The 12,252-nt window shown below is 62.0% G+C and carries 13 protein-coding genes; 3 read left to right on the forward strand and 10 right to left on the reverse strand.

The genetic code is table 11. The annotated features are described in order from the left end of the window. Nucleotides 1-25: 25 nt before the first annotated feature. From KUF55_RS18215 to KUF55_RS18240, 6 genes are all read right to left on the reverse strand, one after another. The gene (locus KUF55_RS18215; protein WP_218817584.1) at nucleotides 26-190 is read right to left on the reverse strand and encodes a hypothetical protein; all 165 of its coding nucleotides are present in this window, start codon (nucleotides 188-190) and stop codon (nucleotides 26-28) included. 8 nt (nucleotides 191-198) lie between these two features. Further along, nucleotides 199-915, reverse strand: a complete 717-nt coding sequence (locus tag KUF55_RS18220; protein ID WP_218817585.1) for a response regulator transcription factor — start codon at nucleotides 913-915, stop codon at nucleotides 199-201. Nucleotides 916-924: 9 nt separating this feature from the next. Continuing rightward, nucleotides 925-2,262, reverse strand: coding sequence for a sensor histidine kinase (locus tag KUF55_RS18225; RefSeq protein ID WP_218817586.1), 1,338 nt, complete (start codon nucleotides 2,260-2,262; stop codon nucleotides 925-927). A 29-nt stretch (nucleotides 2,263-2,291) separates the two neighbouring features. Next, complete coding sequence (locus KUF55_RS18230; protein WP_255557176.1) at nucleotides 2,292-3,155, reverse strand: ABC transporter permease; 864 nt, start codon at nucleotides 3,153-3,155, stop codon at nucleotides 2,292-2,294. A gap of 1 nt (nucleotide 3,156) precedes the next feature. Beyond that, complete coding sequence (locus KUF55_RS18235; RefSeq protein WP_132360661.1) at nucleotides 3,157-4,101, reverse strand: ATP-binding cassette domain-containing protein; 945 nt, start codon at nucleotides 4,099-4,101, stop codon at nucleotides 3,157-3,159. 134 nt (nucleotides 4,102-4,235) lie between these two features. Then, on the reverse strand, nucleotides 4,236-4,682 hold the full coding sequence (locus KUF55_RS18240) for a MarR family winged helix-turn-helix transcriptional regulator (RefSeq protein WP_255557177.1): 447 nt from the start codon (nucleotides 4,680-4,682) through the stop codon (nucleotides 4,236-4,238). Between the two features lie 88 nt (nucleotides 4,683-4,770). On the opposite strand from KUF55_RS18240, the gene KUF55_RS18245 reads away from it, so the two are divergent. After that, a complete protein-coding gene (locus tag KUF55_RS18245) occupies nucleotides 4,771-6,225 on the forward strand; it encodes an MFS transporter (protein WP_218817587.1) in 1,455 nt (484 codons plus the stop codon). A gap of 162 nt (nucleotides 6,226-6,387) precedes the next feature. Here KUF55_RS18245 and KUF55_RS18250 read toward each other — a convergent pair whose 3' ends face one another. Further along, nucleotides 6,388-7,056 (reverse strand): response regulator transcription factor, encoded by a 669-nt coding sequence (locus KUF55_RS18250; protein ID WP_132360663.1) that lies wholly within the window; start codon nucleotides 7,054-7,056, stop codon nucleotides 6,388-6,390. Next, nucleotides 7,050-8,285, reverse strand: coding sequence for a histidine kinase (locus KUF55_RS18255; protein ID WP_132360665.1), 1,236 nt, complete (start codon nucleotides 8,283-8,285; stop codon nucleotides 7,050-7,052). Before KUF55_RS18255 ends, KUF55_RS18250 begins: the two co-directional genes overlap by 7 nt. A gap of 132 nt (nucleotides 8,286-8,417) precedes the next feature. Between KUF55_RS18255 and KUF55_RS18260 the strand changes: the two genes are divergently transcribed. Together KUF55_RS18260 and KUF55_RS18265 are read left to right on the forward strand one after the other, a co-directional pair. Continuing rightward, nucleotides 8,418-9,485 (forward strand): CPBP family intramembrane glutamic endopeptidase, encoded by a 1,068-nt coding sequence (locus KUF55_RS18260; protein ID WP_218817588.1) that lies wholly within the window; start codon nucleotides 8,418-8,420, stop codon nucleotides 9,483-9,485. A 75-nt stretch (nucleotides 9,486-9,560) separates the two neighbouring features. After that, entirely contained in the window at nucleotides 9,561-10,208 is a 648-nt protein-coding gene (locus KUF55_RS18265) for a hypothetical protein (RefSeq protein ID WP_218817589.1), read from the forward strand. 11 nt (nucleotides 10,209-10,219) lie between these two features. Here the strand turns inward: KUF55_RS18265 and KUF55_RS18270 are convergent, their stop codons facing one another. Both KUF55_RS18270 and KUF55_RS18275 read right to left on the reverse strand, forming a co-directional pair. Continuing rightward, nucleotides 10,220-10,855 (reverse strand): response regulator transcription factor, encoded by a 636-nt coding sequence (locus KUF55_RS18270; RefSeq protein ID WP_132360671.1) that lies wholly within the window; start codon nucleotides 10,853-10,855, stop codon nucleotides 10,220-10,222. Then, nucleotides 10,855-12,153, reverse strand: coding sequence for a sensor histidine kinase (locus KUF55_RS18275; protein ID WP_255557178.1), 1,299 nt, complete (start codon nucleotides 12,151-12,153; stop codon nucleotides 10,855-10,857). The genes KUF55_RS18270 and KUF55_RS18275 overlap by 1 nt, the downstream gene beginning before the upstream one ends. Between the last annotated feature and the right edge of the window lie 99 nt (nucleotides 12,154-12,252).

Below are 12,252 nucleotides of genomic sequence, written 5' to 3' on the forward strand. Positions count from 1 at the left end.
GGGGCAAGAGGTGCGAGAGAGGGGTTTAGGTTCGGGTACGAAACAGGGCCACCACTAGGGCCGCTACACCTGCAACGATGCTAGCCCACCCGAGGAGGGGAAGCGCGAAGTTGGTGATCAAAAATGCGCCGGCCACCAACAAGACCCCGGCCAGCAGGAGCCACGGCGAGCGCAGCAGTTCGGAATTCATCACTCCCCCTAGTAGTCAAGTCCCTGGCTGGGAATAACCAGACCGGTCTCATAGGCGTAGACCACTGCCTGGACGCGATCACGCAGGTGCAACTTGGTCAGGATTCGCCGCACATGAGTTTTCACCGTGGCCTCGGAGAGGAAGAAGCGGTGAGCGATTTCGGCGTTGGAGAGTCCCTCGGACATCGCTCCGAGCACCTCGAGCTCGCGTGGGGTCAAGTCTTCGAGCAGCGGGTCCCGTTCCGGGGCAGTATTGTTGGCCCGGTTCGGGGTGCCGTTGCGCACATAGGTTTCCAGCAGTCGTGCCGTGACTCGGGGTGCGACCACCGCATCACCCGATGCCACCAGGCGCACCGCCTGCACCAGCTCTTCCGGGGCCACGTCCTTGAGCAGGAACGCACTGGCGCCGGCTTGCAACCCGGCGAAGGCGTATTCGTCGAGGTCGAAGGTCGTGAGGATGATGACCTTCGTATCGGGCAGCTCCCTGACGATGCGAGTGGTGGCCTCGATACCGTCCATGGTGGGCATCCGGACGTCCATGAGCACCACGTCCGGCTTTAACTTCAGCGCCTGGCGCACACCATCGGCACCGTCCGAGGCCTCACCGAGGATGGCTAGATCGTCCTCACCCTCCAGGATGAGCCTGAAGCCCATGCGCAGCAACGGCTGGTCATCAACCAGCAGCACCCCAATGCGCGGTGTTGGAACTTCAACGGTGTCTGACATGTGTACGATTCACGATCCTTGGTGTTGAGGCTTGATGGCCGTGGGCCGGGTGGCCGGCGGCGCGGGTTCTTCTGGACAACGAGTCGGCCTCGGCAGCCTGAGGGTGGCCGTGACGGTCCACCCGCCGGAGGCGCTGGGGCCGGCCGTCAGGGACCCCTCAAAGAGGGCGGCTCGTTCGGCCATGCCGCGGATTCCCTGACCCGATCCAATGTTTTCGCGCAAGGAGCCTTGGTGGGTGCCGTCGTCATGGATGCGCACGCTCACGTCTTCGCCCTCGCGGTGCACCAAGACCTCCACCAAACTCACATTGCGACCATAGCGCAGCACATTGGTCAGTGATTCCTGAATGATGCGAAAAACGGTCAGTTGGAATGTCGCACTCTCGGGCAATGTCGGCCCGGATTGGGTAAAGCGCAGTGGCAACCCCGCCACGGTGAATCCCGCGAGCATCTGTTCCACCGATTCGGCCGCCGGCTGTGGCTCTAGCGAGGTGTCCTCACCGGTGCGCAACACTCCGATCACCCGGCGCATGTCGCCCAGGGCTCGCCGCCCGGTGCTGGAGAGTTCGTTCAGGACCTCCCCCGCGCGCTTCGGGTCGCGTTTAAGCACCACCGCCGCACCATCGGAGAGGGCAATCATGACCGAGAGCGAATGCGCCACCACGTCGTGCATCTCGCGGGCGATCCGTGTCCGTTCGCGCACCCTGGCCAGCGTCTGGACGCGCTTGGCCCAGTTGTTCAGCTCCGCCTCGTGGAGTCGCTGGTTTCGCACCGCCGCGCCGATGGCCACCGCGGCGAAGTTCGTACCCAGCATCATGCCGATCACCAACGCCATGGTCAGTTCACGTCCACCCAGTTCGGCGAGGGTCGCTTGATCTTCGGGAGACTGGCTGAACATCGAGGGCATCCCAAAGATACTGAAGATCAGACCCTGCAGGGCGGTGAACAAGATCATCAGGATGTACATCCGCCGTGCCGAGTACTTGGTCGCCGCGGCATAAAGCGCCAGCCATAAACCCGTGCTTCCGCCCACGTAGGAGGAGTCCAGCAGGGTTGCCGAAGAGTCTAGGGCCACCGAGACAAAAAGGACGAGCATCGGCCAGCCCCGCCGGAAGAAGAGCAAGATGCCCGAGAGCAGTAATAAAGCGACCGTGGGCCAGTGTGAGGACACGGCGGAATCGATGATGCTGCTGGCCGTCAGCAGGAAATAGAGGACCACCACTGCACCGTCAACAAGGGTTGGATGCGCTCGCATAAAACGGCGGAGTCGGCCGATGCGGTGGGCCGAGAGCTCGTCAAAGCTCGCCTCCAGTGAACCGGAGGCGAGCTTTGACGTATTTTCTCTCATGATCTGAGCCTAGCGATTATTGCGACTGATTAGATGTCGCGACGCTGCAGAACCAGGGCGGCGAGGATCAAGGGAATCAGCGACCACGCGGCCATGAGCAGGCCGTTTTGCCACTGTTCCAGCCCGCCGGGGGCCACCGTCAGCTGGGTTAGTGCGGTACCCGCCTGATCCGGGAGGAAGCGCATGGCCTTGGCCAGCCAATCGACCATCGTGCTGAACCCGCCCATGGCCATGGGCAGAACAAAGAACAGTGCGGCCAGCACGACAATTCCGCCGGCGGAGTTGCGCAGCAGTCCACCGAGCGCCATGCCGATCAACGCCACCATCACCACATAGAGCACACTGAACCAGAGGCTGCGCTGGAACGCTTCGGAGGAAAAGTCGATGTCCAGGTTGTAGTGCCCAACAATCGGCTTGACCACCAGGAAGGACAGGAGAATCGAGACCAGGGCTACCACTGCCGCCACGATCGTGACCATCAGGGCCTTGGCCCAGAACACCATTTGGCGATTCGGGACGGCGACAAATGTTGATCGGGCCGAACCGGTGGTGAACTCGGAGCTCATCACCATGACGGCCAGCGCACCAACGATCAATTGGGCGAAGACCAGCCCACTGGCCGGGAGGGTGTTGGCGATACCACCAAGGTCTCCCATCTCGGCTGCCATCTCCGGGGATTCAGCGGCCATCTCTAGTGAGAACCCGATACCCCAGGAAACTACCGCTGCGATGCCGACCATCACCACGATGGTTGCCAGCACCAGGATCAGCGTGGAGAGCAGGGAGCTGAATTTGATGAATTCGCTGCGCAGCACTCCCATAAAAGACACTTTTCCGTTGCCTGCTGCGCCGGGGCCGGCCGATCGCGGCCTAGCCATTGCCGTTGTACTCATCTCAAGCCTGCTTTCCATTGGTGCCAGCAAAAGCCTGTTGGCCCAGGCTCGAGTGGTATTCAACGTCGTTTTGGGTCAGAGCCATGTAGGCCTCTTCGAGGGATTGCTGTTGCGGGGTCAGTTCATGCAGCAGAATGTTGTGATCAAGTGCCCGTTGGGCGATGGTGCGCCCATCAAGGCCCACCACCGAGATGGTTTCAGCGTCGAGCCGCGTCACCTGTATGTTCTCACCCAGGAGGGCGTTCATCAGGGCGTCTGCGTCGTCGGTCTTTACCCGGGCGGTAGGAAGATTCTGCCCGCTGATGACCTGTTCAATGGGTGCGTCGGCGATGATGCGGCCGCGGCCGATGATGATCAGGTGATCTGCGGTCAGCGCCATTTCACTCATGAGGTGCGAGGAAATGAATACCGTTTTGCCTTGTGCTGCCTGTTGCCGCGCCAGGTGGCGAACCCACTGCACACCCTCCGGGTCCAGTCCATTAACCGGCTCATCCAGGATGAGGGTCTGTGGGTCACCGAGCAACGCGACGGCGATGCCCAGACGTTGTCCCATGCCCAGGGAGAATCCGCCGACCTTTTTGGTTGCTACGGCGCTGAGCCCGGTGAGCTCAATGACCTCGTCGACCCGTGCATTGGGGATCGAGTGGGTGGCAGCCAAGGAGCGCAGGTGGGTCCGGGCACTGCGCGATTTGTGGACGGACTTGGCCTCCAAAAGTGCGCCGACTTCACGCAGCGGGGCGGCGTGTTCGCCGTACTTGCGTCCGTTAACCGTCACGGTTCCGGTGGACGGTCGGTCAAGTCCGACGATCATGCGCATGGTGGTGGATTTTCCCGCGCCGTTCGGGCCGAGGAATCCGGTGACCTTGCCTGGCTGGACGGTGAAACTCACCGAATCTACTGCGCGCTTGACGCCATAATTTTTTGTCAATGCCTCTGCTGTGATCATGAGGTCAACGCTACGGTGGTTATGGCCATCGGTCGCCGCTCCAGCGGATGATCTTCACCGGCGGATCCATCACTCTTTCGGCGTAGGGGTCATCCCCTAGGGGACGCTTTCGGTACGGCGGCATTGGCACCGAGCTAGGAAGTGGCCTTTGTTTCGCGATACTCCTCGATCGAGACATTAAACCGGTGCATCAACTCCGCGAACTTGTTGACGTCCTCATCTGGCCAGTCGGCCAGAATTCGTTCAATGGCGTTCACCGAGTACTCGCGCACCTCCCGTAGCCGTGTTCTGCCCGCATTTGTCAGGGCGAATTTGCGTGCAACGCCGCCGACCGGATCCAGCACACGCTCAAGGAAGCCGCCACGCAATCCGACGGTTGTTTGGCGCTGCAGCGTTGATGCGTCCAAGCGGAAAACGGCGCTCAGTTCGCTAATCGACATGGGGCCTTGACCATCGATGCGGCTCATCAGCAGGTAGACGCTGCGGTCAAGTCCTTCACCGTTTCGATGCTGAGCGACCGTATAACGGCTCAGTAGCATCTGTTCGTATTCGATGTCCGCGACGCGACGTTCCATTGGCATACTTCCCCCTTTAAGGATCCTACGATCGTACCCCGACGTGTACTATGAACATTCTATGCATTATGCACATTCCGTCTGAAAGGCCCTCGTGTCCCACCCCATCCCGGCCGGCGCCGCTGGCCGCCGCCCAGGTCTAGTCGTTGGTGTCCTGGCTTCCGCCGGCATCGCCTCATCTATCACCCAGACCATGGTCACACCGCTGATTCCCCAGCTCCCCACGATTTTTAACACCCCGGCATCAAACACTGCGTGGATTATCACCGCGACACTTCTGGCCGCCGCCGTGGCAGTACCGATTTCGGGCCGCCTGGGTGACCTGTTCGGCAAGCGCCGGATGATCCTCATCCTGGCGATGCCGCTGATCCTGGGCGCCATCGTGTGTGCCATCGCCCCCACGGTGGAAATCATGATCGCGGGACGGGCCATGCAGGGGCTGGGTTCGGGCATGGTGCCCCTGGCCATCGCCATGCTGCGAGATCTCGTTCCCAAGGAACGGCTCTCGTCGGCGATCGCCACCGTCAGTGCAACGATGGGTGTCGGAGGTGCAATTGGCATGCCGATCGCTGCGGCAGTTGTTGACTTCTCGAACTGGCGGGCACTGTTCTTCGGCAGCGCGGTCGTCACAATGATCGTTGTCCTGGCCATCTGGAAATTCATCCCCGCATTGCCCGCCGGCGCCTCGGGCCAGCGCTTTGACTGGTTGGGGGCCATTGGATTGACCATCGGCTTAATTTCCCTCATCCTCGCCGTCTCCAAGGGATCCTCATGGGGCTGGGCAGCACCCATAACCCTGAGCCTGCTTGGCCTTGCTGCAGTTTCGCTGCTGTTGTGGGGCATCTGGGAGACACACACCAGGGATCCGCTGGTTGACCTGCGCACCGCCGTCATCCCTCGCGTGCTGCTGACAAATATCGCGTCAATCTTCGTTGGCTTCGGCATGTATGCGAGCATGCTGGTCATGCCGCAGATCCTGCAGCTCCCCGCCGAGACCGGCTACGGTTTGGGACAGTCAATCCTCGCCGCCGGTCTGTGGATGGCTCCCGCGGGTCTGATGATGCTGGTGCTCTCGCCCGTGGGTGGCCGACTCACCAACTCGCGCGGCCCAAAGTTCACCCTGGTACTGGGAGTTGCGATCATTGCGCTCGGCTACGGCGTTGGCCTGCTGGGCATGGGCAGCGCGTGGGGCCTGATGGCCACGAGCTTTGTCATCAATGGCGGAGTGGCCCTGGCTTACGGCGCCATGCCATCAATCATCATGGGTGCGGTTCCGCGCAGCGAAACGGCTGCCGCCAACGGATTTAATACCCTAATGCGTTCGCTGGGCACCACCACCGGCGCAGCTGTCGTCGGTCTGGTCCTGGCTCAGATGACCACCGACTTCGGCGGGGTTTCGGTCCCGTCGGAGGCCGGGTTCCGTGTCGCCTTGATTCTCGGCGCCGGCATCTCCGTCATCGCAGCCATTTTGGCCGCGTGCATCCCGGCTGCGGCCTCAAAGATCCCACTCGAGATTGCTCCCCAACAAGAAGTGGCCCTCGCCAAGTAAATGACGAGGTGAGCTTCTCCCCTCCCCGGCACCACCGTGAAGGTCCCGGCGCCGAGCATGCCCCCACTCAACGGTGGGGGCATGCTTGTTTAACGGGAAACCGTGGATGTGATCGATGCGATGTCAACCGAGCGCTCGGCGCCTATCGTCTCCATTGGCCGCTCAGTCCATTTCCGATTCAAAAACGCACAGCGCCACCTGGACCCGATTGTCCGTATCCAGTTTCTCCAAGACGCGTCCGACATGGGTTTTTACCGTGGCCAAGGAAATGAACAGCTTGCTGGCGATCTCCGGGTTCGAATGTCCCCGTGCCATCGCCACGGCAATCTCCCGTTCGCGCTCGGTCAGCAGCTCGAGTCGCTCCAAGGCCTCGGCGCGGCGTGAACTTGGCTGCCTGGACCCGGCAACGTTGATCAACTGTTTGGTTACCGATTCCGACAACATGGTTTTCCCGGCAGCCACTTGCCCTACCGCGGACATCAGATCGAGGGGTGGCGTGTCCTTCAGCAGAAAACCGCTGACCCCGAGCTTGAGAGCGGAGAGCACCATGTCATCGGTGTTAAAGGTGGTGAGAATCAGGATCTTTTGTTCCACATTTTGGCGCAAGATCTCCGCACTGGATTCCAGTCCATCCATGATAGGCATGCGAATATCCATCAACACCAGATCCGGGGCCAGCGAGGCAACCATCCGCACCGCTTCGCGGCCATCGGCGCATTCGCCGACCACCGTAATGTTCGGATCCGATTCAAGAATCATCCGCAATCCCACGCGCACGAGGTTCTCATCGTCAACCAGCACGATCCGAATCGACGCACTTGGGTTCACCATGGCAACCACACCTTCACCACAAACTCGTCGTCATTTTTCATATCAATCAGTACATCGCCACCGGCCAACCGCGCCCTTTCGGTCACACCGGTGAGACCCAGCCCGGCGGCAGGGGCGCCGGCGGGCGGCCGTTGCCCACGAAGACCTGCGGGAAGCCGATTAGAGACCCGCAGCAGGAGCTGGTCTTCAGCGCCCCCGGCAATTTCCATGATCACCGGCTCTCCGGGGGCATGGCGCCGGGCATTGGTGAGCGTTTCCTGGATGATGCGATAGAGATGTCGGCCGGTGGATTGGGCGAGGCTTGGGAGTCGGTCGCTCGTCGCCTGCGACATCACCACCTCAACCTCGGTTCCCACCGCGCGACTTTCGGCAATGACCTGGTTCAGTTCCCCCAGAGTGGGTTGCGGCCTGGCCAGTTCATTATCAAAGAGCGTTCCCGGATCCCGCAACGTGCCCAGAACCTCGCGCAGTTCACCCAGGGCTAGGCGCGAATTTTCCCTGATGATCCCCGCCGTGGCACGCGTCTGTTCAGGCGATAAATCTTGGCGAATTTCCAATGCCCCCGAATGCAGGGCAACAAGCGAGAGCCGATGGGCCAGCACATCATGCATTTCTCGAGCAATGCGAGTTCGTTCATCGGCCTTTGCGGCATGGATCTGCGCCTGCCGTTCACGCTGGGCACTGCGCGTCTGTTCAAGTAGTGAGTCCGCCAGTTGCCGCTTGCCGCCGATATACATGCCGATCAGCATCGTCGGGCCCACCAGCACGATGCCCACGATTAATGTCTGCCACCAGGTGATCACCTCTTCGGGCATCGGAAGCACGGCACCAAACAACGCCTCGGAGGCGAATATGCCCAGCACAAAGAGGGTTCCGATGCCCAGTATTTCCCACATCCGGCGCCTGGTGGCCAGGGATACCATGGCCAAACCCGCAAAGGGCATGGCCAGCGTTGACGGAATGGAAAGCAGCACCAGACTAGCTGCCATCACAACGGGGAAACGATGACGCAGGGGGTACAACACCAAGGCAACGATCCCACCGAGGATATCGAGGAAAATCAGTGACCCCACGGCCCGAACATCAACCGCCGAATCGGGTGAATATTCGCTATACGTCAGAGCAAAAGCGATTTGCCCCATGATCAGACCCAACCCGATGCGCCAGAACTGCGCCAGGAACCGCCGCAGCTTGCTGCGCGCTCGTCCCTGTCTCTGCTCGGTAGTCATAGCTGCAACGATACCGGCGGCACCGCGGCAGCGGCATCGGCCGATAGGACCACCCTAGGGCGCCACCGGGGAGAGAAAAGATCCTCCGAAATGTCGAGGCACGTCGGGGCCTCGGTGATACAGAATGGGGTCATGAACACGATCCCGTCCCTCCCGCCACCGGGAGCGAACCCGCCACCGAGCCTGCCACCCGCCTATTGGGTTCCGGCCCCGGTGGCTCAGCTTCCACCGGCGAAGCCCCTGCCCTTCCACCGCATGGCACGCACCTACTCCGCCTATCGCTGGTTCAAACCCCTGCTGGTTGGACTCATCGCCCTGGGTCTTTATATCGGGATGATGATCATCGCGAGCATCGGTTTCTTTATTGTCATCTTGAGTGACCCGGCGCTCGAGGCCCTGCTGGACTCGGCGATGAGCTCCCCCGAAGACCTGGATATGAGTGAACCGAGCATCTTCGTTTTCGCCATGATCTCCATCATTCTGATGCTGCCGGCCATCCTGTGGGCAACGCGGATGATGAATGTCCAAAAGGTAGGATCGCTCAGCTCCGTCACGGGAAGAATCCGCTGGGGTTGGCTGGGCTGGTGCACGGGTGTGGCGCTCGGAGTCTTGGGATTGAGCTTCGGATTATCCTTCCTCGTGGATTCCATCGCCGGTTATGAGGTGGCTCCCAGCGGTGGCGCCCCCAACCTGTGGCTCATGGTGGGACTGACACTGGTGCTGGTGCCATTCCAGGCCGCGGCCGAGGAATATGTGTTCCGCGGCTACCTGATGCAATTGATCGGAGGCTGGTTACGGCATCCCGCCTTCGCCATCCTGCTTCCCATTCCGTTTTTTGTGCTGGGTCACGACTACGACATCTATGGACAGCTGGATGTTGGAATGTTCGCCCTGGCCGCGGGTTGGCTCACCTGGCGCACCGGCGGTCTGGAAGCGGCAATTGCCCTGCACGTGGTCAATAACGTCCTGCTGTTCTTGATGGGTGCCGTCGGACTGATCGACGTGAATGACTCCGCGGGCAGCCTGGGAAGCCTGATCTTCTCGACGGTGACCACCGGCGTATTTGTGCTGCTGGTTCTGTGGCTGGCCAATCGGCGCAACATCCAACGATTCAGCACGCCACGCCCGCCGGCACCGGTACTCACGGCACCCGGGTACTGGGTTCAGCCCGGCGGCTGGACCCCACCGCCGGCGCACTGAGTCGGGTTCCTCAACTCCGTACGCAGGTATCTGTACGTCAAGCACACAACAGAAACAGTAGGTAGAAGGATGATCGTGAAGTCAGATGCCTGGCGCGCCGCACGACTGGCAGGGATCACCCTAGTCGGCTCGCTCACCGCGCTACTTCTGGCCGGTTGCGTCCCGCTTGATGAGCCACCCCCCGGCCCTGACACCGCGGAGACGGCAGCGTCCCTCACCCCAACAGCGGAACCGACGAGTTGGGACGATTGTGGTAAACCCACGATCAGCCATGCAGAGCCCGCGGAAAAGGGCTGGCGCATCATCGGCGCCATGGAGCTGAAGATCCAGGACGGCTCGCGGTCCACCACGGAGTACTTCACACGGAGCCTGGCCCCATCCATCGTGTGGGAGGGTTCGGGGCAACCGTCCGATCGCTTCACCGAACAGATCTCCGAGGTGATCGAGTATCCCGCCACCGGGGTCATCGTCGGGCATGAAGCCGTGGCGGATATGTTCCAAGGCGTCAAGGACCCGGGGACCACACTGGGCTACCGTGCGGTTGAAGAAATTTCGGTGCCGATCACCCTATCGTGCGGCGATCTCGTGGCCTTCGGAACGGTAAACACCTGGATGAACAATGAGACCGGAATCATCGATTGTTCCCTGCCGGCCGAGGTAGAACCAGAACTGCCCAGCAATATGGTCCGGAAGCAATGGTGCCCGGACCAGGGCTCGAACTGAGCACTCGCTGACTAACGAATGAGTCGGAGACTGCGAGCTCTGTCGATGGCTGCCGTACGATTCTCCACGCCCAGCTTGTTATAGATGTGGATCAGGTGAGTCTTGACCGTGGACTGGGAGATGAACAGGTCGGCGGCGATTTCCTTGTTGCTGTGTCCGCGGGCCAGTAGCTGCAGCAGCTGAAGTTCGCGCGGGCTCAGATCGGTGGAGTTGGCACGCGCGTCGGGGGTGAAGCGCGCGGCAATGTCGGCGGAGAGCACTTGTGCCCCGGCGGCAGCGGCCTCGACCGCCGCGAGCACATCGGGCAGCGGGGCATCCTTGAGCAGATAGCCCGCGGCGCCGGCATCCAGTGCCGCCCTGATGTCGGCATCCGAGTCGTACGTGGTCAGGATCAGCACCGGAGGTCCGTTGATGGCCCGGATGCGTGCGGTGGCGGTGACTCCGTCCATGCCATCCATCTGCAGATCCATGAGCACCACATCCACGCGCTCACCCAGGGTTTTTAACCGCTCGAGTTGGGCCAGTGCCGCGGCACCGTCGGCGGCCTCGGCCAGCACCTGCAGCCCGCCCTGTTCGGTGAGCACCGCGCGCAGGCCGGCACGCACCACCGGATGGTCATCCACGAGCATGATCTTCAGGGTAGGCATCAGGAGTCGCTTTCTGCGGTGTCTAGCGGGATACGAACGGCCAATACCGTTCCCTCCCCGGGGGCGGATTCAATCTCCAGGGTGCCACCGAGCAGTCCGAGGCGCTCACGCAGCCCGGCCAGACCGTAGCCGGTGCCATCGCTGCGTGGTTTGGCCGGAATGTCGCCGGACCTCATGCCCTTCCCGTCATCAAACACATCAAGCGTCACGGCATCCGAGAGATATCCCAGGCTCAGCACCGCACGTGTGGCGTGCGCATGGGCGCCAATGTTGGCCAGCCCGGATTGGGCGGCACGAATGAGTGCCGCAGAGACCTGCGGAGGCAGGGCGATTGCCGAACCGTCTTGCCGGAAGCTGACAAGAAATCCGTGGCCAGCCGCGCTGGCACTCCGCTCGGTGCTGGCACAGAGTCGGCGCAGCTTGCCGGCCAGCGACTGAGTGCCGGAAGCTGAGGAAAGATCGGCCACGAAGTCTCGTGCCTCGGCAAGGTTTTCCGCGGCAGTGGCACCGATGGTTTCGAGTCGATCGGCAGCTGCGCTGTTATCCCCCGCGGCTAGGGCCGCGGCGGCGGAGCGGGAGACCAAGACGATGCTGGAGAGCCCCTGGGCCAGGGTGTCGTGGATTTCGCGGGAGAGCCGGGTGCGTTCGGCCAGAATCCCGGCGCGGTGTTGTTCCTCGGCGAGCGCCGCACGGGTGGTTCGCAACTCGTCCAGGGCCCGGCGTTGGTTGACCCCCTCGGCATACAGCGCCTGGTAGGCCATGCCCATGATGACGGCGAAGATCGCGCCGAGCATCGGACCCAGGATCTGCGGCAGAGCAAGGGCTCCGGAGTGGTACCAACCGGCGGCGATGACCGCAAAGGTCAGCAGTGAGACCGCAACTAGCGCGTGGCGCTGTCCCAAAATATGCAGGTGGAGGAAGAACAGCGGGAACGCCAACCAGGAGAAATCGGCGTGGAGGTAGAGCAGCACGAGCCACAGCAACACGACCCCGGCCAGCCACCACATGGCCCAGGGCGCGGTACTGGGCGCCCGGCCTGCGGCATGGCGTTTTTCCGCGATGGTTCCGGCCAGATATAGCGCCGCCAGCAGCAAGGCGAGGGTGATGGCGGTGACGCGGCGCGGTGTTGTCGTTTCCGAGATCAATACGCGCACGAGTCCGACGGCGAGTAGCGCGGCAAATCCCACATGGAGGCCCACCCGTAAAACGCGCAGCACCATCTCACCGGCCGAGGCGGCCGGTGCTTCCACGGGGCTCGCTCCGGCTCCGCGGCGTGGTGGGTTGGCAGGAACGCTCATGTCTCCCAGCGTAGTGCCGCACCCCAGCACCCCGGCTCCACCAAATGGTTGACTCTCAGCGTGATCATCCGAGCAAACGTGTCTGGAGACCATCGGTTC

The sequence above is a fragment of the Paeniglutamicibacter sp. Y32M11 genome, assembly GCF_019285735.1.
GTDB lineage: Bacteria > Actinomycetota > Actinomycetes > Actinomycetales > Micrococcaceae > Paeniglutamicibacter.